This is a genomic window from Lysobacter enzymogenes (assembly GCF_023617245.1).
Taxonomy (GTDB): domain Bacteria; phylum Pseudomonadota; class Gammaproteobacteria; order Xanthomonadales; family Xanthomonadaceae; genus Lysobacter; species Lysobacter yananisis.
The window spans coordinates 2,790,687-2,811,547 of sequence record NZ_CP067396.1; the positions used below are offsets into that span (position 1 = coordinate 2,790,687).

A 20,861-nucleotide genomic window follows, 5' to 3' on the forward strand; every position below is an offset into this window, starting at 1 on the left:
CTACAGCAAGTCGTCGAGGCGGGCGCGACGGTGCGTATCGCGCGTGCCGCCTTCACCCAAGGCCCCATAGAGCGATTACCGCCTGCATGCACACGCTCTATACTGCGTCGCAGTTTCCTGAGAGATACGCATGATGCGAACGCAGCTCCCGGTCGGCCCCGCGGATGGAACCGCCCTCTCCAACGCGCCGACGCACCGGCGCACCGGCGTCCGCGGCGCCGCGCTGATGCGCATTGCGGCGGTCGCGCTGCTCGCGGCCACCGCGCTGCTCGCCGGCTGCAAGCGCGACGGCAGCGGCCAGCTGCCCAGCGCCAGCGGCGAGGCGATCGTGGTCAAGCGCGAGGCGGTCGAGGGCTTCGCCCTGGTCGCGGCCTACCCGGACCAGAAGCGCGGCGACGAACTCGCCATCGCCCTGGAATTCAGCCAGCCGCTGGTCGGCACCCAGGACTTCGACCAGTTGCTGGCGGTGACCGACAAGAACGGCGCCGCGGTCGAGGGCAGTTGGGTGCTCGACGACGGCGGCAAGATCCTGCGCTTCCCGAGCGTGGAAGCGAGCAAGGACTACATCGTCACGATCAAGCCCGGCCTGACCGCCGCGGCCGGCGACCGCATCGGCGCGGAAGTGACCAAGCAGGTCTACACCGGCCCGCTCGAGCCGGTGGTCGGCTTCGCCTCGCAGGGCAGCGTGCTGCCGGCGCGCGACAGCCGCGGTTTGCCGGTGGTGTCGATCAACGTGGCCGAGGTCGATGTCGAATTCCTGCGGGTCAAGGACAAGGAACTGCCGAAGTTCTTCGCCGAGTACCAGCGCGGCGGGCGCAAGGGCAGCTGGGAGCTGGAGCGCGACTGGGACGAGAAGAAGCCGCTGTCGAAGCTGGCCGAACCGGTCTACGTCAACCGCTTCGTGCTCGGCGGCAAGCCCAACGAGCGCGTGCTGACCTACCTGCCGCTGCAGGAGATCAAGGAACTGCAACAGCCCGGCCTGTATTTCGCGGTGATGAAGCGCGCCGGCCAGTTCAAGGATGAGTTCGAAACCGCGTTCTTCACCGTCAGCGACCTCGGCCTGCACGCGCGCGCCTACAAGGACAAGCTGTTCGTGCACGTGGCCTCGCTGGAGAAGGGCGAGGCGGTCGGCGGAGTCGAGCTGAAGGTCATCGGCGCCGACGGCGAGCCGGTGCTCAAGGGCCAGACCGACGGCAACGGCAACGCGCTGCTGAACTACAAGCTCGACGCGGCCCAGGTGCTGATCGCGGGCAAGGGCAGCGACGTGTCGATGCTGCCGTTCAACCAGCCGGCGCTGGACCTGTCCGAGTTCGCCGTGGCCGGCCGCGAGCAGGCCTGGTTCGACGTGTTCGCCTGGTCCGGGCGCGACCTGTACCGCCCCGGCGAGACCGTGCGCCTGTCGGCGTTGCTGCGCGACCAGGACGGCAAGCCCGTCGACACCAAGGGCAAGGCGATGCAGCCGGTGTTCCTGCGCTATGTGCAGCCCGACGGCAAGACCTTCCTGGAAACCCGCCTGCAGCCCGATGCGCAGGGCTATGTGCGCCACGCCCAGCTGATTCCCGCCGACGCCGCGACCGGCCGCTGGCGGGTCGAGTTCCGCACCGATCCGGCCAGCAAGGAGGCGGTGCAGGGCATGACCCTGCGGATCGAGGAGTTCCTGCCCGAGCGGCTGAAGCTCGATCTGAACGCGCCGGCGGTGCTGCGTCCGGGCCAGCCGTTCAAGCTCGGCGTGCAGGCCGCGTATCTCTATGGCGCGCCGGCCGCGGGCAACCGCTTCACCGCCAAGATGACGGTAGCGGTGGAGCAGCATCCGCTGGAGCAGATGCCGGGCTATTTCTTCGGCGATCCGACCCTGAGCCTGCCCAAGGAAGCCAAGGACGTGGTCGACACGTCGCTGGACGAAGCCGGCAAGCTGCAGCAGGACATCGCGCTGCCGGACGAGGCCAAGCCGGTCAGCACCATCGCCGCCATCGTCACCGGCAGCGTCTACGAGAGCGGCGGCCGCAGCGTCAACCGCAGCGTCAAGCGGGTGCTGTGGCCGGCCGACGCGCTGGTCGGCGTGCGCCCGCTGTTCGACGACAAGGACGGCGCCGACAGCAACGCCACCGTCGGTTTCGAACTGATGCGCGTGGGCAGCGACGGCAAGCCGCGCCCGGCCAGCGGCGTGCGCGCCACCCTGGTGCGCGAGCGCCGCGACTACCACTGGAACTACGGCGAGGACGGCGGCTGGAAGTACGACTTCACCCGCCGCTTCGAGGACGTGGAGACGCGCGCGGTGGACCTGGGCGCGAACGCGTCCAAGCTCAGCTTCCAGGTGGAATGGGGCGAGTACCGCCTCGACGTGTACGACCCGCAGACCAAGATCACCACGCGCTATCCGTTCCGCGCCGGCTGGAGCTGGGACGACCAGAACCGCGGCCTCGACGCGCGCCCCGACAAGGTCAAGCTGGCGCTCGACAAGACTTCGTACAAGTCCGGCGACACGCTCGAGGTGACGGTGACGCCGCCGCACGAAGGTCCAGGCCTGCTGATGGTCGAGACCGACCGCATGGTCTACGTGCAGGCGATCACCGCCAAGGCCGGCAGCAAGTTCAAGATCCCGGTCACCGACGCCTGGGAACGCCACGACGTCTACGTCACCGCGCTGGTGTTCCGCGGCGGCAGCGCGCCGAGCAAGATCACCCCGGCGCGCGCCGTCGGCGTGGCGTTCGTGCCGATGGACCGGCGCGAGCGCAAGGTCGCGGTCGGCCTCAATGTGCCCAAGCTGATGAAGCCCGAGCAGGACCTGCCGGTGACCGTCAGCGCGCCGCAGCTGGCCGGCAAGGACGCTTACGTCACCGTCTCGGCGGTCGACGTGGGCATCCTCAACATCACCCGCTTCGCGGTGCCCGACGCGGCCGCGCACTTCTTCGCCCAGCGCCGCCTCGGCGTGGATTCGTACGACGTGTACGGCCGGGTGATCGAAAGCTTCGACGGCGAGAGCGCCAAGATCCGCTTCGGCGGCGACATGGCCTTGCAGGCCTTGCCGCAGGCGCGCCGGCCGACCGCGCGGGTGCAGACCGTGGACCTGTTCGCCGGCCCGGTGAAGCTCGACGCGAAGGGCAATGCGCGGATCAACCTGGCGGTGCCCGACTTCAACGGCACCTTGCGCGTTTCGGCGCTGGTGTACTCCGGCGGCACCTACGGCAACCGCGACGCCGAAACCATCGTGCGCGCGCCGGTGCTGGCCGAGGCCAGCACGCCGCGGGTGCTGGCGCCGGGCGACCGCAGCAACGTGACCCTGGACGTGCAGAACTTCACCGGCAAGCCCGGCGAGTTCAAGGTCAAGGTCGAGGGCGTCGGCCCGCTGTCGCTGGACGGCGGCGAGCACAGCCTGAGCCTGGGCGTGGAGGCGAAGAAGACCCTGACCTTCCCGGTCACCGCGCGCGAGGGCTACACCGTGGCGCAGGTGCGGGTGCAGGTGGACGGCAACGGCTACAAGGTCGACCGCCGCTACGATCTGCCGGTGCGTCCGGCCTGGCCGTCGGTGCTGCGCTCGCGCACCCGCGTGCTCGACGAACTCGGCGCGATCCAGCTCGGCAGCGAGTTCGCCGACGGGCTGATGCCCGATTCGGTCAGCGCGCGCATGGTGGTCAGCGCGCTGCCGCCGATCCCGTTCGCCAGCGCGCTGCAGGGCGCGCTGGAGTACCCGTACGGCTGCGCCGAGCAGACCACGAGCAAGGGCTATGCCGCGCTCGAACTCGACGAAGCCACGGCCAAGATGCTCGGGGTCAAGGGTATCGACGCCAAGCAGCGGCGCGCGCGCATGGAAGGCGCGTTCGGCCGGCTGGCGGCGATGCAGATCGCCTCGGGCCATTTCTCGATGTGGGGCGACGGCGACTACATCAATCCGGCGCTGACCCCGTACGTGGCCGAGTTCCTGCTCGACGCCCGCGACGGCGGCTTCGCCGTGCCCGAGGCGATGCTGCAGAAGGCGCTCAAGGCGCTCGGCGAGGACCTGCTGTCGGGCAATGCCTCGTTCTACGGCTACGATCGCCGCGAGCACCTCAAGTTCGCCTACCAGGCGCATGCCGGCTACGTGCTGGCGCGGGTCAACCGCGCTCCGCTGGGCACCTTGCGCGCGCTGTACGACAACGACCGCAAGCAGAGCCTGACCGGCCTGCCGCTGGTGCACCTGGGCCTGGCGCTGAGCCTGCAGGGCGACAAGGCGCGCGGGGCCAAGGCGATCAAGGAAGGCTTCGCGCGCGATCCGTCGCAGCGGCCCGACTACCTGGGCGACTACGGCAGCCGCCTGCGCGACGACGCGCTGATGATCGCGCTGGTGCACGAGCACAAGCTGTCGCAGCCCGAGTTCGACGCGCGCGCCGTGGCGATGGGCCGCGACCTCGACGCGCGCCGCAACAGCGGCTGGCTGTACCTGAGCACTCAGGAGCAGGTGGCGCTGGCGCGGCTGGGCAAGGCGCTGATGGCCGACCAGGGCAAGCAGCTGTCGGGACGCTGGACCGTCGCCGGCGGCGCCACCGACGCCGAGCCGGCCAAGCTGATCGGCCGCGCCTTCGACTTCGCCCAACTGGCCTCGGGCGTGAGCTTCGCGCCGAACGGGCCGACCCCGCTGTACGCCAGCTTCGAAGTCGCCGGCGTGCCGCGCACGCCGCCGGCCGCGGACGGCTCGAAGATCGAGGTGACGCGCAAGTACTACACCACCGAAGGCAAGGAGTGGTCCGGCGGCAGCCTGGTCGAGGGCGAGGCGCTGATCGTGCAGGTCGCGATCAAGGCGCGCAGCGCCATGCCCGACGCGCTGCTGACCGACCTGTTGCCGGCCGGCCTGGAGATCGAGAACTTCAATCTTGGCGACGCCAAGCAGTGGGCCGGCGTGGTCGTGGACGGGATCGAGATCGCCGAGCGCTCCAGCGCCGCCGACGTCAAGCACGAGGAGTTCCGCGACGACCGCTACGTCGCCGCGCTCAAGCTCGACGACGGCCGCACCGCGCGGGTGTTCTACCTGGTGCGCGCGGTGACCCCGGGCACGTACACGGTGCCGCCGTCGCTGGTCGAGGACATGTACCGTCCGGAGCTGCGCGGCGTCGGCAAGGCGTCGCCGGCCAGCCTGACGGTGCGGCAGCCGTGAGCGCGGCGGAGCGGGCGGGACGCGTCGCGCTTCCCGCCGCGGCCAGCCTCGCGCTGTGCGCGGCGCTGCTGGCGCTGGCGCCCGGGTGCAAGCGCACGGGCGCGTCGACCTCGTCGCAGGCGGCCGAGGCGTCGGTCGCGCCTGCGCCGGCCACCGATCCGGCGCTGAACTGGGGCGGCACCACGCCGCACGACACGCCGCCGCTGCCCGATCCCTTGATCGCGCAGGCCGAGGCGGTCATGCGCAAGGCCGATCCGGTGTTCGACAAGTTCGAGGTCAACTACGTCACCGGCGATCTCGACCGCGACGGCCGCGACGATGTCGTGATCGAATACGGCATCGGCGACGAAGGCGCGATGCGCCATGTCGCCAAATCGGTGCGGGTGCTGCTGGCGCGCGACGGCGGCCTGCAGCTGCAAGCCGACCAGACCGACAAGTTCGAAGACTGCCCGGCGGTGCGCGAGATCCGCGACGGCCGCTTGTGGGCCGACGGGCTGGAAGCGTGCATGCTGCCGTTCCCGCGCACCTTGAACTACTACCAGTTCGAATGGCGCAACGGCGCGCTGGCGCGGGTGTCGACCGAGGATGCGCGGCAGCGGGTGCTGTCGCGCCTGCGGGCGATGCGCGAGGCGATCGAGGCAGGCAAGCTGTCGGCCCTGGACGCCAACCTGCGACCGGGCCCGCCGATCCGCGGCGAAGCCGCGCCGGCGCCCGACCCGGTCTTCGCCGACGTTGATCGGCGTCGCGCTTTCGCCGATGCGGTCGGCCTCTTGAGCCGCCTCGAATTGAAGCGGCTCGATCCTCACGAGAGCGTCGTCAGCTTCGTCAAACCGCGCGGCGCCGACGCCGGCGAGCGCAAGCTGCTCATCGACACCGCGCCCGACGATGCGACCGTCGAGATCGACGGCTACACCTACGTGGTCGACGCGCGCGCGACCGTGGAATGGCCGGAAGGCGACGGCGTCGGCTATCACCTGCGCTGGCGCCTGATCGACGGCGAGCTGTACCTGGAAGAAGCCGACGCGCACGATCTCGACGGCCTGGAAAGCTGAGAGCGCCGCGCCCGCGCCGGCCGCGAAGGCGGCCGCGCGCCCCATTCGACCGAAGCTTCGGTCACGACCTTCGGCCGGCCCCCGCCGGTCGCGAACACCCGCAAGGAGCGATAGATGCGTTACACCCGATTGTCCGCCGCGTTGCTGATCGGCCTGGCGTTGGCCGCCTGCAAGGCCGCCGACCCGTCCGCCGCCGAAGCGCCGGCCGCCCAGGCCGCGGCACCTGCCGCCGCGGCGCCGGCTAAACCTGTTGCCGATCCCAAGCAGACCGCCGAAGCCGCGTTCGCCGCGCTGCGCAAGCGCGTGCCGGATTTCGAGCGTCTCGGCTATGAACACTTGGTCGGAGACCTCGACGGCGACGGCATCGACGATGTCGTGGTCGCGTACGGCGAAGGCACGCCCGACGCGCAGATGGCGACGCTGAAGAAATGGGCGGCGATCCTCAGCCGCGCCGACGGCCCGCTGTTGCTGCCGGCCGCCGACACCGCCGACGACTGCGTGTACCTGGACCGGATCGAGCAGGGCAAGCTGTATCTGCAGGTGCCCGACATCTGCACCGCCGCGCGGCCCAAGACCCGCGAGTACCTGACCTACGCCTGGAACGGCAAGACCCTGGCCAAGGTCGCCGGCGAAAGCGCCGACGCGCGCGTGCGCCAGCGCCTGGGCGCGCTCGCCGATGCGTTCGCGCGCAAGGACAAGCAGGCGATCCTGCGCGCGTTCAAGTTCCCGATCCCGCTCGGCACGGTGCCGGTGCAGGGCACGCCGCTGGGCGACGAGGCCGAGCGCAACAACGACCGCATCGACCAGGCCATGGCCGAGCGTCATTTCGACAGCCTGTTCCCGGCGCAGCGCCTGGCCGACTACGCGCTGCTGCTCGGCCAGGTCCGCGCGCTCGAACCCAAGCCCGACCAGGAAGGCGGCGAGACCGTGTACGGCCAGCGCCAGCAGGGCGCGGAAACCGAGTGGTTCGAGCTGCGGATCGACTGGGATCCGGACGAGGACCGCGACGAAGGCAACGAGGAACTGATCCAGGCGCGGATCGAAGTCAGCGGCGGCATCGGCAAGGACGTCAAGGCCGAGGCCAAGACCCTGGGCGAAGTGCTCAAGCGCGAGGAGGACAGCCGCCGCGTCTACGAAGAGATGCGCCTGTTCCTGATCGACGGCGAGTTGCGCATCCAACTGCCCAACGGCGCCGGCTGAGCCGCTCTTGTGGGAGGGACTTCAGTCCCGACGCTCTTGTTCCAGATCGCTGAAAGCGTTGCCGGTTCGGCGCGATCTGAAACGAGAGCGTCGGGACTGAAGTCCCTCCCACGACACAACGAAAGCGTTCGATGCCGTTCTTCTCCGCTGCCGCCGCCAACGCCAAGCCGCGCCGCAGCCGCCTGCGCCGCGCCGCGCTGTGGGCGACCCTGGCCCTGGCCTGCCTGGCGATCGCGACGATGCTGCTCGACCTGGCCTTCCCGCTGCCGCTGCCGCGCGCGCGCGACGCCGGCGCGGTGGTGGTCGCGCGCGACGGCACGCCGCTGCGCGCGTTCGCCGACCGCGACGGGGTGTGGCGTTATCCGGTCGGCGCCGCGCAGGTTTCGCCGCTGTACCTGCAAGCGCTGCTCAACTACGAAGACCGCTGGTTCTTCCGCCATCCGGGCATCAATCCCGCGGCGATGGCGCGCGCCGCCGCGCAGTGGCTGCGCAGCGGGCGGGTGGTGTCCGGCGGTTCGACCCTGACCATGCAGGTCGCGCGCATCCTCGACGCCGAACCCGGCGAACCGCGCCGCAGCCTGTGGGCCAAGAGCCGGCAGATGCTGCGCGCGCTGCAACTCGAAGCGCATCTGTCCAAGCCGCAGATCCTCGCGCTGTACCTCAACCGAGCGCCGTTCGGCGGCACCGTGGAAGGGGTGGAAGCGGCGAGCTGGGCCTACCTGGGCAAGCCGTCCTCGCGCCTGTCGCACGCCGAGGCCGCGCTGCTCACGGTGTTGCCGCAATCGCCGAGCCGGCTGCGTCCGGACCGCGAGCCCGAGCGCGCGCGCGTGGCCCGCGACAAGGTGCTCGCGCGCATGGCGCAACTGGGCGTGTGGACGCGCGCCCAGGTCGCCGACGCCCGGGTCGAGCCGGTGGTGGCGCGCTCGCTGCAGCCGCCGCGGTTCGCGCCGCTGCTGGCGCAACGCCTGCGCTTCGCCAATCCGCGCGCGGCGCGGGTGGTCTCGACCATCGACCCGCAGTTGCAGCGCACCCTGGAAGACCGCGTCGCCGCGTATTTTTCCAGCTTGCCCGAACGCACGTCCGCGGCGCTGCTGGTGATCGACAACGCCAGCCTGGAAGCACGCGCCTACGTCGGCTCGGTGACCTTCGGCGACGCCGCGCGGCTGGGCCACGTCGATATGGTCCAGGCCTGGCGCTCGCCGGGCTCCACGCTCAAGCCGTTCCTGTACGGTCTGGCGATGGACGACGGGCTGATCCATTCGGAAAGCCTGTTCGTCGATGCGCCGCAATCCTTCGGCGGCTATCGCCCGGGCAACTTCGACACCGCCTTCAACGGGCCGGTGGGCGCGGCCAGCGCGTTGCGGCTGTCGCTGAACATTCCCGCGGTGGACCTGCTCGACCGGGTCGGCCCGGCGCGCTTCTCCGCGCGCCTGGCCCACGCCGGCATCGACCTGCAATGGCCGCGCGGCGCGCAGCCGAACCTGGCGATGATCCTCGGCGGCACCGGCGCGCGCCTGGAGGATCTGGTCGGCGCCTATGCCGCGTTCAATCGCGGCGGCATCGCCGGACGCGTGCGCTATCAACTCGGCGCGGCGAAGACCGAACGCCGGCTGCTGTCGCCGGGCGCGGCCTGGATCGTGCGCGAAATCCTCGAAGCCAATCCGCGCCCCGGCAGCGTCGAGCAGACCTTCGACGCCGGCGGCCGCCCGCGCGTGGCCTGGAAGACCGGCACCAGCTACGGCTTCCGCGACGCCTGGGCGCTGGGCAGCACGCGCCGCTATACCGTCGGGGTCTGGGTCGGCCGGCCCGACGGCACGCCGCTGCCGGGCCAGTACGGCGCGGTGACCGCGCTGCCGCTGCTGTTCGAGACGATCGACAGCCTGCCGCGCCTGCGCGGCGACGCCGTGCCGCTGCCGCCGCCTTCCAGCGTCCGCCAGATCGAGATCTGCTGGCCGCTGGGCCTGCCGCCGGACCCGACGCAGCCGCAGCTGTGCCAGCGCCGGCGCGAGGCGTGGACGCTCGACGGCTCGGTGCCGCCGACCTTCGCCGAGCGCGACGCGCGGCTGTGGAGCGCGGGCGTAGAGCGGTTCGAGGTGGACGCGCGCAGCGGCCTGCGGCTGTCGGCCGAGTGCGCGCGCGAGCACGCGCGCGAGGCGCGCGCGCTGGCGCGCTGGCCGGCGCTGGCTTCGCCGTGGCTGCCGGCGGACACCCGCAAGGCGTCGCGGCTGCCGCCGTTGTCGCCGGATTGCAGCGCCGACGGCCGCGACGCCGCCGAGGAACTGCGCATCGAAGGCATCGACGATCTCGCCACGCTCGCGCGCGCGCCCGGCAGCGCGACGCCGCTGCGGCTGTCGGTGCGCGCGCTCGGCAGCGACGCGCGGGTGCGCTGGCTGCTCGACGGACGCTGGATCGGCGAGACCGACGGGCGCGGCCGGTTCGACTACGACTTCGGCGAGCCGGGCGAACACACGCTGACGGCGCTGGCCGATACCGGCGCGTGGTCGCGGGTGCGGTTCAAGGTGCTGCGCTGATCGAGATGCTGGGCTGATCGAGATGCTGGGCTAGGGCTGTTGTGGGAGGGGCTTCAGCCCCGACGCTTTTGTGTCAGGCGACAGCGATCTGAAACAAAAGCATCGGGGCTGAAGCCCCTCCCACAAAAGCTCTGCCGCGCTCAATCCAGCGAATACGGCGGCGGCTCGATCCGCGCCTCCAAGCCGCTTCTCGCGAGCGCCTGCGCATAGCGCTCGGCTTCGACCGCGGTCAGCTCCGCCAGCGCGCCGTCCTCGCGCAGCGCGCGCAGCAGGTCGCGCGCGGCTTGCCCGCTTTCGGCGGCGAGGCAGGCCGCGGCGCGCAAGGTGTCGGCCTCGTTGCGGTGCTGCGGCGCAAGCGAAAGCCGATGGCGCATCGCGACGATGCGCGCCAGGTCCGGCCGGGTGGTCGCCGCGGCCATGCCGCAGCGGGTGCAGGTCACCAGCAGCGACAAGCCCTGGATTTCTCTGCGGATCGTCGCCTCCTCGCCGCAGGGGCAGAACCGGAACGCTTCGCCGTCGTTCGCGTCCATGCCGCCTCAGCCCCGATCCGCGCGCTGCGCGGCCAACACATCGCCGATGGAATCCGCGCCCGGCGCGTAGCGCGATCCGGCGAAGCCGGCCGCGGCGGCGAGCAACGCCAGCAGCAGGAACGGCAGCGCGGTGCGGCGCAGCGCGGTCGACAGCCAGTGCTGCGATTCGATCCGGCGCAGGCGCCGGTACAGGCCGCCGGCCAGGGCCACGTCGAGCAACAGTTCGGCCATCAGGCCCGGCGCGATCCACACCACCCACCCGGCGGCGAGCACGGCGCCCAGAGCGATGGCGATCGCGATCAGCACCCAGCCGAAATCGTCGGCGCCGTCGAGCAGCGAGAAGCCCGAGTCGCTGTCGCCGCCGGTGCTCGCGCTGCGCGGCAGCGGCAAGGACGCCGGCGCGTCGAAGCTGGAACTGGCGCCGCCGCCGCCGCTGTGGCCGCCGCCGCCGTTGCAGCCGGCGCCGGAAGGACCGCCGCCCGAGCCGCCGCCGAAGTCTGGCGCATCGAGCTGGTCGAACGCGCGCCCGCGGGTGCGCGCCCAGGTCCACAGCAACAGCAGGAACGCCGCATAAGCGGCGCAGGCGGCGAGGGGATAGCGCAAGGCCATGCTGTGCAGTCCGGCCTGCAGCAGCGCGAACGAGGCCAGGAAGCCGACCGCGCCGGTCAGCAGCACGATCAGGCTCATCTGCAGGCGGGGCCAGTGGTCGCGTTCCAGGCGTTCGCGCAGCCGCGCGATTTCCATATGTCGGCTCATGCCGCGAGTGTAAGCACGCCGCGCGGCCGTTGCCGCGCCCGCGGCGCCGATCGCGCGGCGTTCGGTTCAGGCGCTTGTGGGAGGGACTTCAGTCCCGATGCTTTCGTCCCAGATCGCGATGCGCCGCTCAAAGACTGAGCCTGCGGCCGCAGTGAGCCGATAGGCCGCAGCGGATTGACAACAGAATTTACAAAAAGTAGCTTACAAATAGTAAGTTACTTTTCGTAATATTTCCGGAGCCCCCATGCACGTCTTGATCGTCCTCGCCCATCCCGCCGCCGATTCGCTGACCCACGCCGTCGCCGCCCAAGTCGGCGAGGGCGCGCGCGCCGCCGGCCACAGCTTCGAACTCGCCGACCTCGCCGCCGAGGGGTTCGACCCGCGCTACGGCCAGGCCGACCACGACGCCTACCGCGGCCGCGCGCCGCTGCCGGCCGACGTGCTCGCCGAACAGGCGCGGATCGAGCGCGCCGACGCGGTGGTGCTGGTCTATCCGGTGTACTGGTGGTCGATGCCGGCGCTGCTCAAGGGCTGGATCGACCGCACCTTCGCCAACGGCTGGGCCTATGCGACCCAGGACGGCCGCGTGACCGGCCGCCTGCAGCGCCTGCGCGTGCACCTGCTGGGCCTGGGCGGCGCCGACGAGCGCACCTACCTCAAGCACGCCTACGACGTGGCGATGAAGACCCAGATCGACCACGGCATCTTCGATTACTGCGGCGCGTGCGTGGCCGGTTCGACGTTCCGCTTCGATACCGAGGAGCGCGACGCGACGGCGCATTTGGCGGCGGCGTTCGAAGTGGGGCGCGGGGTGTTCGTCGAAGGGGCGCATTGCGCGGCGGCGTAATTACCGGCCCCTGATGCGCTCGCGGTCGTTCGTGGTGGCGCGGTCGCGGCTTGCGCCGCTCCTACAGGGGGAGCGCATCTTCCGACTCGCCCCGGTAGGAGCGGCGCAAGCCGCGACCGCGTCGCTTCGGATCGCGCCGCGACCGGCCATCGCACCCAGGCGCGTCACCGCGAACGCAACGCCTCAACGCGTACAGCGCCGTTAGCGACGGCCGCTCAGCGCCCCGTCCATCCGTCGAGCATGTCCGCCAACTCGTCGGCATGCTCCTCTTCCTGCGCCAGGATGTGCTCCATCATGCGCTTGGTCGTGGTGTCCTTGTCGCCGACGAAGTCGATGATCGCGCGGTAGCTGTCGATGGCGATGCGCTCGGCGATCAAGTCCTCCTTGACCATGTCGCGCAGGTCGCTGCCTTCCACGTATTCGGCGTGGGCGCGGCGCGAGAGCGCATCGGGATTGAGGTCGGGTTCGCCGCCGAGCTGGACGATGCGTTCGGCGATCAGGTCGGCGTGGGCCTGTTCTTCGTTGGCGTGTTCGAGGAATTCGGCCTTGATCGCATCGGCCATCAAGCCGCTGGCCATGAAGTAGTGGCGCTTGTAGCGCAGCACGCAGACGATCTCGGTGGCCAGCGCGTCGTTGAGCAGCCGGATCACCGCTTCGCGGTCGGCGGCGTAGCTGGCGGTGACGGCGCCGTCCTCGATGTGCTTGCGGGCGCGGGCGCGGATGGCGCCGATGTCGGCGACGAAGTCCGAAGAACCGGTCGCGGAGGACTTCGCGGAGGATTTGCCGGACGTGGGCGTGGCGGTTTTCGCCGCGGCGGCCTTGGACGGAGCGGTTTCGCGCTGGCTGACTGGCTTGGCGGACATGACGTCTCCTGGCGGGTCGGGGGAAGGGCGGGGGTACCTCGATGCGTGGAAGTGGGATCGATACTGGGCGAGCGCATGCGCCGGGCCCGCGCGCGGCGGGCCCGGCGCAGCGGATCAGACCTGTTCGAGCATGTATTCGGCCGAGGACACGCGGTACTCGCCCGGCTGCTCGACGTGCAACTGCTTGACCACGCCGTTCTCGGCGTACAGGGCGAAGCGCTTGGCGCGCGTGCCCATGCCGTAGGCGCTGGCGTCGAGCTCCAGGCCCAGCGCGCGGGTCAGGTCGCCGTTGCCGTCGGACAGCATCAGCATGCCGTCGGGCACGTGCTGGCTCTGCGCCCAGGCCTGCATGACGAAGGGATCGTTGACGGCCAGGCAGGCCACGTCGATGCCCTTGTCGCGGAATTGCTGGAAGTGCTCGACGAAGCCCGGCAGGTGCTTTTCCGAACAGGTCGGAGTGAAGGCACCGGGCACCGCGAACAGCACCGCCTTGCGGTCGTCGAACAGGGCGCGGGTATCGACCGTCTCGATGCCTTCGTTGATGCGCTTGAGCGCGACTTCGGGCAGGCGGTCGCCGACCTGGATGCTCATGGGATTCTCCTGGGGTGAGGGTGAAGTCTAGGAAGCCGGGGCTAAACTTTGCGTCAAAGCCGGGTCGTGGGCGCCGCATGCGGACGCCCGCGACGCGGACAGCGCCGCGAGCCGGGCGCAGCGGCCGGAGCGCTTGAAAATGCGCCGGTCGTCGCCATGCTGTGGGGTTAATGATGCGTCAAGGCGGGCTGTGCGGACAGCGCTGCGCTTGGCGCTTGCGCCGTGGGAGCGAGCATCGATGCAGTTCAAGGATTACTACGAGACCCTGGGCGTGGAGCCCAGCGCGGGCGAAGCGGAGATCAAGACCGCGTATCGCCGTCTGGCGCGCAAGTACCATCCCGACGTCAGCAAGGAAGCCGGCGCGGAAGAGAGCTTCAAGGCCGTCAACGAGGCCTACGAGGCGCTGCGCGATCCGCAGAAGCGCGCCGCCTACGATCAGCTGCGCGTGCGCGGCTATCGTCCCGGCGACGAAGTGCAGCCGCCGCCGGGCGGTTTCGGCGGCGGCCCGGGCGGCCCGGACTTCGAGGAGATCTTCGCCGGCGGCGGCGCGGGCGGCGGTTTCAGCGACTTCTTCGAGACCCTGTTCGGACGCGGCCGCGCCGCGCCCGGCACGGGCGGCTTCCAGCAGCGCGGCGCGCCGCCGCGCGGCGACACCCGCGCGCGCCTGGCGGTGTCGCTGGAGACCGTCTATGAGGGCGGGCAAGTGCGCATCTCGGTCAACCACAAGACCCTGGACGTGCGCGTGCCCAAGGGCATCCGCCCCGGTCAGCTGATCCGCCTGGCCGGGCAGGGCACGCACGGCGACTTGCTGCTGGAAATCGAGTACGCCGCGCACCCGCAGTTCGAAGTGGACGGACGCAACGTCATCCACGTGCTGGAACTGGCGCCGTGGGAAGCCGCGTTGGGCGCCAGCGTCAGCGTGCCGACCCTCGGCGGCCCGGTCGAACTGAAGATCCCGGCCAATTCCGAAGCCGGCCGCAAACTGCGCCTGCGCGGCCGCGGCCTGCCGGGCAGCCCGGCGGGCGACCAGATCGTCGAACTGGAAGTGCTGGCGCCACGCGCGGACAACGAGGCCCAGCGCGAGGCCTACGAAGGCCTGCGCGCGGCGTTCGGCGAGGACTGGCGGCGCGGTTGAGCCGCCTGCGGCGGCTCGGCTCTTGCAACGGGCGGCAAGCGTTTTCGGCAGGACCTCGCCTTCGATGCGAGGCCTCTGCTTTTGTGGGAGGGCCTTCAGGCCCGACGCTTTCCGCTCCGCCGCGGCGATGTTCCGAAGCGACCTGAGCCGAAAGCGTCGGGGCTGAAGCCCCTCCCACGGAATCTCCAGGCGATAGCTCCGGCCACCGGCCATGCTCTTTGTGGGAGGGCCTTCAGGCCCGACGCTTTCCGCTCCGCCGCGGCGATGTTTCGAAGCGACCTGAGCCGAAAGCGTCGGAGCTGAAGCCCCTCCCACGGAATCTCCGGCCGATCGCTCCGGCCACCGGCCATGCTCTTTGTGGGATGGCCTTCAGGCCCGATGCTTTTCGATCCACCGCGGCGATGTTCCGAAGCGGCCTGAGCAAACTCTCCGCCGCCGCTGCGGCGACACGATCGACGGCGCGGCCCAGCCGACGCGCGGAACACCTTCAGGGTGGCGAACGGAGGCTTTCGGCACATGCCTGCGCAACATCGCGGCGGAATGCGCGGCGCCCAAACGCAAGAATCCCGGCTCGCGCCGGGATTCCCGCATTCATCCGATGCCGCCGCGGCCGTGGGCCGCGCCCGGTTCAGCCGGCCGAGGGCAGCAACTGGCCGATGATCTCGGACAGGTCGGTCTCGCTGAACGGCTTGGTGATGTAGGCCTTGGCGCCCTGGCGCATGCCCCACACCCGGTCGGTGTCCTGGTCCTTGGTGGTGACCAGCACGATCGGGATGTGCTTGGTGGTGCTTTCCCGACAGATCGAGCGCGTGGCCTGGAACCCGTTGAGGTTCGGCATGACCACGTCCATCAGGATCAGGTCGGGCAGCTCGCGCTTGGCGGCCTCGACGCCGGCGGCGCCGTCTTCTGCGGTGAGGGCCTCGTGGCCCAGCTTCTCGACGATGCGACGGATGCCCATCAGCTGGGACGGCGAATCGTCGACGATCAAAATACGCGCCATATCTTTCCCCTGGAACTTGCGGCCGATTGTAGCGACGCGCCGCGCGGCTGCAATGCCAACTAGATCACGACCAGGGTCCGCCCCAGCGAGCCGCCGGCGAGCATGCCCGGGAAGACCTGCGGCAGCTCGGACAGGGCCACTTCGCGGGTGCAGATGCGGTCCAGGTGGGCAGGCTTCCAGTCGCTCGCCAGACGCTGCCAGATCTCGTCGCGGATCGCGCGCGCGGTGCCGGCGGAAGCGATGCCGAGCAGGGACACGCCGCGGATGATGAACGGCATCACCGTGGTGCCCAGATCGTGCGTCGCGGCGAGGCCGGCGGTCGCGACGTTGCCGTACGGCGCGGTCTGCGCGAGCAGGCTGGCGAGCATCGGCCCGCCGACGTTGTCGAGGCCGCCGCCGAAGCGCGCCGATTCCATCGGCCGGGTGGTGGCCAGGGCATCGCGGCCGAGCACCTGGCTGGCGCCGATGGACTTGAGGTAGTCGGCCTGTTCGGCCTTGCCGCTGATCGCATGCGCTTCGAAGCCGGCACGGCTGAAGATGTCGAGCGCGAGCGAGCCCACGCCGCCGCTGGCGCCGCTGACCGCGAGCGGGCCCAACTCGGGCGTCTGGCGGTTTTCCAGCAGCCGGAACAGCGCCAGCGCCGCGGTGAAGCCGGCGGTGCCCAGCACCATGCTCTCGCGCAGGCTCAGCCCGGCCGGCAGCGGGATCGCCCATTTCGCGTCCAGCCGCGCGTACTCGCTGTAGCCGCCGTCGCGGGTCTCGCTGAGGCCGCAGCCGGTAACCAGCACCGCGTCGCCTTCCTTGAACTTGGCATCGCTGGAGGCGACCACGTGCCCGGCCACGTCGATGCCGCCGACCAGCGGGAACTTGCGCAGGATCTTGCCTTCGCCGGTGCCGGCCAGCGCGTCCTTGAAGTTGATCGAGGAGTACGCGGTCTTGATCGTCACCTCGCCGGGCGCGAGGTCGTCGATCGACACTTGTTCGATGCCGCTGCGATAAGCGGCGGCGTCGTTGTGGATGCGGAAGGCGTTGAACGCGGCGGGGACGGTCATGGCGTGGCGGACTCCTGGTGCGCGCCGTTGCGGTTCAGGACGCGGGCGCTGCGGACGCGCCGATGATAGCGGAGTAGAGGTCGCGCCATTGCGGGTTGGCGGACTCGATCAGTTCGAGCTTCCAGGCGCGCTTCCAGGATTTGATGCGTTTTTCGCGGATGATGGCCGAAAGCATGTCCGGGTGCAGTTCGTACCAGACCAGAACATGCACGCCATGACGTCGGGTGAAGCCTTCGGTCAGATCGTTTCGATGCTGCCAGATGCGTTGGATCGGGTCGGATGTGACACCGGCATACAGCGTGCCGCGCGGCGCGCTGGCGAGCAGATAGACGCAAGGGGTTCGGGTTCGCATCCATGCGAGTCCTAGGCGGGGCCTTCGATAAAAGCATGATGCGGGCCGCGATGGGGCGGAACCGACGCTGACGCGGCGGTTTCCTACAGCCGTGATGCCGGAATGCCGATCCGGCCTATGAAGGCGTTGATCGGCTTCTCCGGTCTCGCGAGCCCTGCGCCCGTCATTCCGGCGAAAGCCGGAATCCATTTTGATTCTTGCCGTCGCTCTTGCTCGTGCCGCAGCGGAAACAACAGCCAAATCAAAATGGATTCCGGCTTTCGCCGGAATGACGGATGCAGAGTACCGGAGCCAGGCAAGGGCAGGCGCGGGGACCGCAGTGAAGCACGGACGCCTGGGCGTCTCAACGCAACGCGCCGCGCCGCTTCTCGTCCATCCACTTCGACGCCTGCGCCGGCTCGTAGGCGCGCATCCACGCCAGCATCGCGTCGAGGTCGTCGCCGTGCCACAGGTCGCGGCGCTGGTCGGCGTGCAGGAAGCGTTCCTCGACCATGCGGTCGAGCATGCCCATCAGCGGCGAGTAGAAGCCGTCGATGTCGAGGAAGGCGCAGGGCTTGTCGCCGATGCCGAGCTGGCGCCAGGTCAGCATCTCGAACATCTCGTCGAGGGTGCCGAAGCCGCCGGGCAGGGCGACGAAGCCGTCGGCGAGGTCGAACATGCGCTGCTTGCGCTCGTGCATGGAGCCGACGATCTCGAGCTTGCTCAGGCCGCGATGGGCGACTTCCCAGTTGACCAACTGCTCGGGAATCACCCCGATCGCCTCGCCGCCGGCCTCGAGCACGGCGTCGGCGACCACGCCCATCAGGCCGACGTTGCCGCCGCCATAGACCAGGGCGACACCGTCGCGGGCCAGGCGGTTGCCCAGCGCCATCGCGCGTTCGGTGTAGATGGGCCTGGAGCCGGCGTTGGAGCCGCAGTACACGCAGAGGGTTTTCATGGTTTGCCTGCCTTCGTTATGGTTTTTATTGTTGTTGTCGTTGCTGCGCGCCGGCGGCCGCGCCGCATCGCCGGCGCCGAAACGAAAAACGGCGCACCAGGTGCGCCGTTTTCGTCGATGCCGGCCGGTCAGTTGGCCTTGTGGATCGCGCGCTTGTCGACCGCCATCGCCGCGTCGTGGATCGCTTCCGACAGGGTCGGGTGGGCGTGGCAGATGCGCGCGAGGTCGTCGGCGGAACCCTTGAACTCCATGGTCAGCACGCCTTCGTGGACCAGCTCGGAGACGCCGACGCCGACCAGGTGCAGGCCGAGCACGCGGTCGGTTTCGGCATGGGCGATGACCTTGACGAAGCCGGCCGGCTCGCCCATGGCCACCGCGCGGCCGATCGCCGCGAACGGGAAGCTGCCGGTCTTGTACGGCACGCCGTCGGCCTTGAGCTGCTGCTCGGTCTGGCCGACCCAGGCGATTTCCGGCTCGGTGTAGATCACCCACGGGATGGTGTCGAAGTTGACGTGGCCCGGCAGGCCGGCGATCAGTTCGGCCACCGCGATGCCTTCCTCGAAGCCCTTGTGCGCCAGCATCGGGCCGCGCACGCAGTCGCCGACCGCCCACACGCCGTCGACGCCGGTGTGGCAGTGTTCGTCGACTTCGATCTGGCCGCGCTCGTTGAGCTTGACCCCGGTGCCGTCGGCGAGCAGGCCCTTCGACGCGGCGCGGCGGCCGACGGCGACGAGCAGCTTGTCGACGACCAGTTGCTGGTCGGCCTTGCCGTCGTTGTAGGTCAGGTGGACCTCGTCGCCCTTGATCTCGGCCTTCGAGACCTTGGCGCCGAGCTTGATGTCCAGGCCCTGCTTCTTGAATTCCTTGGCCGCGGTCTTGGCGACTTCGGCATCGGCGGCGGCGAGGAAATCGGGCATCGCTTCGAGGATGGTGACTTCCGAACCCAGGCGCTTCCACACGCTGCCCAGTTCCAGGCCGATCACGCCGGCGCCGATCACGCCCAGGCGCTTGGGCACTTCGGTGAAGTCCAGCGCGCCGACGTTGTCGACGATCTTGTCGCCGTCGAACTTGGCGAACGGCAGCTCGATCGAATCCGAACCGGCGGCGATGATGACGTTGGTGCCCTTGAGCTCGACTTCGCTGCCGTCGTGCTGCTTGACCTTGACGATGTTGCCCGGGTGCAGGGTGCCGAAGCCGTAGTACGGCGCGATCTTGTTCGCCTTGAACAGCATCGCGATGCCGCCGGTGAACTGCTTAACGATCTTGTCCTTGCGGCCGACCATCGTGCCGACGTCGATCTTGGCGTTGTCGGCGCTGATGCCGTGCTCGCCGAACAGGTGCTGCAGGTTCCAGTATTGGCGCGAGCTGTCGAGCAGGGCCTTGGACGGGATGCAGCCCACGCGCAGGCAGGTGCCGCCCAGCGCCGGCTTGCCGTCCTTGCCGAGCGCCGCGTCGATGCACGCGGTCTTCAGGCCCAACTGCGCGGCGCGGATGGCGGCGTGGTAGCCGGCCGGGCCGGCGCCGATGACGACTACGTCGAATTGTTCAGACATTGCGGTTGATCCTTGTCTAGCTCGGAGTAGGGGAGCAGTAGGAGTGAGCGCAGAGAAGCGAGGAGTGAGAAAAAGCGTTCGCTCGCTCCTCGCTCCTCCCCGCTATCCACTCGCTCTTACATGCCGAGCAGCATGCGGTGCGGATTTTCCAGCTGGTTCTTGATGTCGACCAGGAACAGCACCGCGTCCTTGCCGTCGATGATGCGGTGATCGTAGGACAACGCGATGTACATCATCGGCGCGGCCACGACCTGGCCGTTCTCGACGATGGCGCGCTCCTTGATAGCGTGCATGCCCAGGATCGCCGACTGCGGCGGGTTGACGATCGGGGTCGACATCAGCGAGCCGAAGGTGCCGCCGTTGGTGATGGTGAAGGTGCCGCCCTGCAGGTCTTCCAGCGCCAGCTTGCCGTCGCGGGCCTTCTTGGCGTAGTCGCCGATGGCCTTTTCGATGTCGGCGAAGCCCAGGCGCTCGACGTTGCGCAGCACCGGGGTCACCAGGCCCTTGTCGGTCGACACGGCGATCGAGATGTCGGCGTAGCCGTGGTAGATCACGTCGTTGCCGTCGACCGAGGCGTTGACGATCGGGTGGCGCTGCAGCGCGTTCGCGGCGGCCTTGGCGAAGAAGCTCATGAAGCCGAGCTTGACCCCGTTGGCCTTCTCGAAGGACTCGCCGAGCTCCTTGCGCATGGCCATGACCTTGCCCAGGTTGACTTCGTTGAACGAGGTCAGCATGGCGATGGAGTTCTTCGACTGCATCAGGCGCTCGGCGATGCGCGCGCGCATGCGGGTCATCGGCACGCGCTCTTCCGGACGCGCGCCGGCGGCCGAGCCTACGCCGCCGTTCTTGGCGTAGTTGACGATGTCTTCCTTGGTCACCGCGCCCTTGCGGCCGGTGCCTTCGACCTGCGAGGCGTCCACGCCCTGGGTGTTGGCGGCGAAGCGCGCGCCCGGCGGCAGCTGGTCGTTGGCGGCCGGGGCCTTGGGCGCGTCGGCCTTCGGCGTCACCGGCTGCGCGCCGGCGGCCGGAGCGGCCTCGGTCTTGGCGGCGGCGGGCGCGGCTTCGGCGGCCGGACCGGCCGCGGCGGCGCCGGCTTCGACGATCGCGATCAGCTGCTGGCTGGTCACGGTCGCGCCTTCCTCGAACTTGATTTCCTTGAGCACGCCGTCGACCGGCGAGGGCACTTCGAGCACGACCTTGTCGGTTTCGAGGTCGACCAGGTTCTCGTCGCGCTTGACCGCGTCGCCCGGCTTCTTGTGCCACGTGGCGATCGTGGCGTCGGAGACCGACTCGGGCAGAACGGGGACTTTGATCTCGGTGCTCATGGGGCAGGC

At 69.8% G+C, this 20,861-nt stretch carries 18 protein-coding genes and 3 pseudogenes; 6 read left to right on the forward strand and 15 right to left on the reverse strand.

What is annotated here, in order from left to right; all coding sequences use genetic code 11:
• Window positions 1–226: 226 nt before the first annotated feature.
• From JHW41_RS11770 to JHW41_RS11780, 3 genes are all read left to right on the forward strand, one after another.
• Window positions 227–5,128, forward strand: a complete 4,902-nt coding sequence (locus tag JHW41_RS11770) for an alpha-2-macroglobulin family protein (protein ID WP_250450134.1) — start codon at window positions 227–229, stop codon at window positions 5,126–5,128.
• On the forward strand, window positions 5,125–6,180 hold the full coding sequence (locus JHW41_RS11775; RefSeq protein ID WP_250450136.1) for a hypothetical protein: 1,056 nt from the start codon (window positions 5,125–5,127) through the stop codon (window positions 6,178–6,180). The genes JHW41_RS11770 and JHW41_RS11775 overlap by 4 nt, the downstream gene beginning before the upstream one ends.
• Window positions 6,181–6,294: 114 nt before the next feature.
• On the forward strand, window positions 6,295–7,380 hold the full coding sequence (locus JHW41_RS11780) for a hypothetical protein (RefSeq protein WP_250450145.1): 1,086 nt from the start codon (window positions 6,295–6,297) through the stop codon (window positions 7,378–7,380).
• Here JHW41_RS11780 and JHW41_RS26900 read toward each other — a convergent pair.
• Window positions 7,311–7,499 (reverse strand): DUF6053 domain-containing protein, encoded by a 189-nt coding sequence (locus JHW41_RS26900; protein WP_428995507.1) that lies wholly within the window; start codon window positions 7,497–7,499, stop codon window positions 7,311–7,313. The two genes, JHW41_RS11780 and JHW41_RS26900, sit on opposite strands and share 70 nt — an antisense overlap.
• Before the next feature lie 12 nt (window positions 7,500–7,511).
• Between JHW41_RS26900 and pbpC the strand changes: the two genes are divergently transcribed.
• Complete coding sequence (pbpC, locus tag JHW41_RS11785; RefSeq protein WP_343226615.1) at window positions 7,512–9,911, forward strand: penicillin-binding protein 1C; 2,400 nt, start codon at window positions 7,512–7,514, stop codon at window positions 9,909–9,911.
• Here pbpC and JHW41_RS26905 read toward each other — a convergent pair.
• The 4 genes and pseudogenes from JHW41_RS26905 to JHW41_RS26910 all read right to left on the reverse strand — a co-directional run.
• A pseudogene (locus JHW41_RS26905) lies at window positions 9,895–9,963 on the reverse strand (hypothetical protein); the annotation flags it as partial. The gene pbpC and the pseudogene JHW41_RS26905 sit on opposite strands and share 17 nt — an antisense overlap.
• A gap of 88 nt (window positions 9,964–10,051) precedes the next feature.
• The gene (locus JHW41_RS11790) at window positions 10,052–10,441 is read right to left on the reverse strand and encodes a hypothetical protein (RefSeq protein ID WP_250450147.1); all 390 of its coding nucleotides are present in this window, start codon (window positions 10,439–10,441) and stop codon (window positions 10,052–10,054) included.
• Between the two features lie 6 nt (window positions 10,442–10,447).
• Window positions 10,448–11,197: a hypothetical protein gene (locus JHW41_RS11795; protein WP_250450149.1), complete on the reverse strand. Its 750-nt coding sequence runs from the start codon at window positions 11,195–11,197 to the stop codon at window positions 10,448–10,450.
• Window positions 11,198–11,263: 66 nt separating this feature from the next.
• Window positions 11,264–11,317 (reverse strand): DUF6053 domain-containing protein, encoded by a 54-nt coding sequence (locus JHW41_RS26910; protein WP_425606368.1) that lies wholly within the window; start codon window positions 11,315–11,317, stop codon window positions 11,264–11,266.
• Window positions 11,318–11,441: 124 nt separating this feature from the next.
• On the opposite strand from JHW41_RS26910, the gene JHW41_RS11800 reads away from it, so the two are divergent.
• On the forward strand, window positions 11,442–12,044 hold the full coding sequence (locus JHW41_RS11800; protein ID WP_250450152.1) for an NAD(P)H-dependent oxidoreductase: 603 nt from the start codon (window positions 11,442–11,444) through the stop codon (window positions 12,042–12,044).
• 215 nt (window positions 12,045–12,259) lie between these two features.
• Here the strand turns inward: JHW41_RS11800 and JHW41_RS11805 are convergent, their stop codons facing one another.
• Both JHW41_RS11805 and JHW41_RS11810 read right to left on the reverse strand, forming a co-directional pair.
• Window positions 12,260–12,907, reverse strand: a complete 648-nt coding sequence (locus tag JHW41_RS11805; RefSeq protein WP_078998459.1) for a ferritin-like domain-containing protein — start codon at window positions 12,905–12,907, stop codon at window positions 12,260–12,262.
• A gap of 114 nt (window positions 12,908–13,021) precedes the next feature.
• Window positions 13,022–13,498, reverse strand: a complete 477-nt coding sequence (locus tag JHW41_RS11810; protein WP_078998456.1) for a peroxiredoxin — start codon at window positions 13,496–13,498, stop codon at window positions 13,022–13,024.
• 238 nt (window positions 13,499–13,736) lie between these two features.
• Between JHW41_RS11810 and JHW41_RS11815 the strand changes: the two genes are divergently transcribed.
• Window positions 13,737–14,633 carry a DnaJ C-terminal domain-containing protein gene (locus JHW41_RS11815; protein WP_250450161.1) on the forward strand — a complete coding sequence of 299 codons (897 nt, stop codon included), beginning with the start codon at window positions 13,737–13,739 and terminating at the stop codon, window positions 14,631–14,633.
• 115 nt (window positions 14,634–14,748) lie between these two features.
• On the opposite strand, the pseudogene JHW41_RS26915 reads toward JHW41_RS11815, so the two are convergent.
• The 8 genes and pseudogenes from JHW41_RS26915 to sucB form a co-directional block, all read right to left on the reverse strand.
• Window positions 14,749–14,811, reverse strand: a pseudogene (locus JHW41_RS26915) (DUF6053 domain-containing protein); the annotation flags it as partial.
• A gap of 74 nt (window positions 14,812–14,885) precedes the next feature.
• Window positions 14,886–14,948 (reverse strand): annotated as a pseudogene (locus JHW41_RS26920) (DUF6053 domain-containing protein); the annotation flags it as partial.
• A gap of 313 nt (window positions 14,949–15,261) precedes the next feature.
• Window positions 15,262–15,633: a response regulator gene (locus JHW41_RS11820; RefSeq protein ID WP_057947771.1), complete on the reverse strand. Its 372-nt coding sequence runs from the start codon at window positions 15,631–15,633 to the stop codon at window positions 15,262–15,264.
• A 59-nt stretch (window positions 15,634–15,692) separates the two neighbouring features.
• On the reverse strand, window positions 15,693–16,685 hold the full coding sequence (locus JHW41_RS11825; RefSeq protein WP_250450163.1) for a YhdH/YhfP family quinone oxidoreductase: 993 nt from the start codon (window positions 16,683–16,685) through the stop codon (window positions 15,693–15,695).
• Between the two features lie 34 nt (window positions 16,686–16,719).
• The gene (locus JHW41_RS11830) at window positions 16,720–17,037 is read right to left on the reverse strand and encodes a GIY-YIG nuclease family protein (RefSeq protein ID WP_250450173.1); all 318 of its coding nucleotides are present in this window, start codon (window positions 17,035–17,037) and stop codon (window positions 16,720–16,722) included.
• A 343-nt stretch (window positions 17,038–17,380) separates the two neighbouring features.
• A complete protein-coding gene (locus JHW41_RS11835; protein ID WP_250450175.1) occupies window positions 17,381–17,974 on the reverse strand; it encodes a TIGR00730 family Rossman fold protein in 594 nt (197 codons plus the stop codon).
• A 128-nt stretch (window positions 17,975–18,102) separates the two neighbouring features.
• Window positions 18,103–19,527, reverse strand: coding sequence for a dihydrolipoyl dehydrogenase (gene lpdA, locus JHW41_RS11840; protein WP_250450177.1), 1,425 nt, complete (start codon window positions 19,525–19,527; stop codon window positions 18,103–18,105).
• A 116-nt stretch (window positions 19,528–19,643) separates the two neighbouring features.
• Window positions 19,644–20,852 carry a dihydrolipoyllysine-residue succinyltransferase gene (gene sucB, locus JHW41_RS11845; protein ID WP_250450179.1) on the reverse strand — a complete coding sequence of 403 codons (1,209 nt, stop codon included), beginning with the start codon at window positions 20,850–20,852 and terminating at the stop codon, window positions 19,644–19,646.
• Between the last annotated feature and the right edge of the window lie 9 nt (window positions 20,853–20,861).

What these genes read in the sequence shown, in the direction of transcription:
- JHW41_RS11770 (WP_250450134.1), top strand. Translation starts at nt 227, where the DNA reads ATGCGCATTGCGGCGGTCGCGCTGCTCGCGGCCACCGCGCTGCTCGCC.
- JHW41_RS11780 (WP_250450145.1), top strand. Translation starts at nt 6,295, where the DNA reads ATGCGTTACACCCGATTGTCCGCCGCGTTGCTGATCGGCCTGGCGTTG.
- pbpC (WP_343226615.1), top strand. Translation starts at nt 7,512, where the DNA reads ATGCCGTTCTTCTCCGCTGCCGCCGCCAACGCCAAGCCGCGCCGCAGC.
- JHW41_RS11790 (WP_250450147.1), bottom strand. Translation starts at nt 10,441, where the DNA reads ATGGACGCGAACGACGGCGAAGCGTTCCGGTTCTGCCCCTGCGGCGAG.
- JHW41_RS11795 (WP_250450149.1), bottom strand. Translation starts at nt 11,197, where the DNA reads ATGAGCCGACATATGGAAATCGCGCGGCTGCGCGAACGCCTGGAACGC.
- JHW41_RS11800 (WP_250450152.1), top strand. Translation starts at nt 11,442, where the DNA reads ATGCACGTCTTGATCGTCCTCGCCCATCCCGCCGCCGATTCGCTGACC.
- JHW41_RS11805 (WP_078998459.1), bottom strand. Translation starts at nt 12,907, where the DNA reads ATGTCCGCCAAGCCAGTCAGCCAGCGCGAAACCGCTCCGTCCAAGGCC.
- JHW41_RS11810 (WP_078998456.1), bottom strand. Translation starts at nt 13,498, where the DNA reads ATGAGCATCCAGGTCGGCGACCGCCTGCCCGAAGTCGCGCTCAAGCGC.
- JHW41_RS11815 (WP_250450161.1), top strand. Translation starts at nt 13,737, where the DNA reads ATGCAGTTCAAGGATTACTACGAGACCCTGGGCGTGGAGCCCAGCGCG.
- JHW41_RS11820 (WP_057947771.1), bottom strand. Translation starts at nt 15,633, where the DNA reads ATGGCGCGTATTTTGATCGTCGACGATTCGCCGTCCCAGCTGATGGGC.
- JHW41_RS11825 (WP_250450163.1), bottom strand. Translation starts at nt 16,685, where the DNA reads ATGACCGTCCCCGCCGCGTTCAACGCCTTCCGCATCCACAACGACGCC.
- JHW41_RS11830 (WP_250450173.1), bottom strand. Translation starts at nt 17,037, where the DNA reads ATGCGAACCCGAACCCCTTGCGTCTATCTGCTCGCCAGCGCGCCGCGC.
- JHW41_RS11835 (WP_250450175.1), bottom strand. Translation starts at nt 17,974, where the DNA reads ATGAAAACCCTCTGCGTGTACTGCGGCTCCAACGCCGGCTCCAGGCCC.
- lpdA (WP_250450177.1), bottom strand. Translation starts at nt 19,527, where the DNA reads ATGTCTGAACAATTCGACGTAGTCGTCATCGGCGCCGGCCCGGCCGGC.
- sucB (WP_250450179.1), bottom strand. Translation starts at nt 20,852, where the DNA reads ATGAGCACCGAGATCAAAGTCCCCGTTCTGCCCGAGTCGGTCTCCGAC.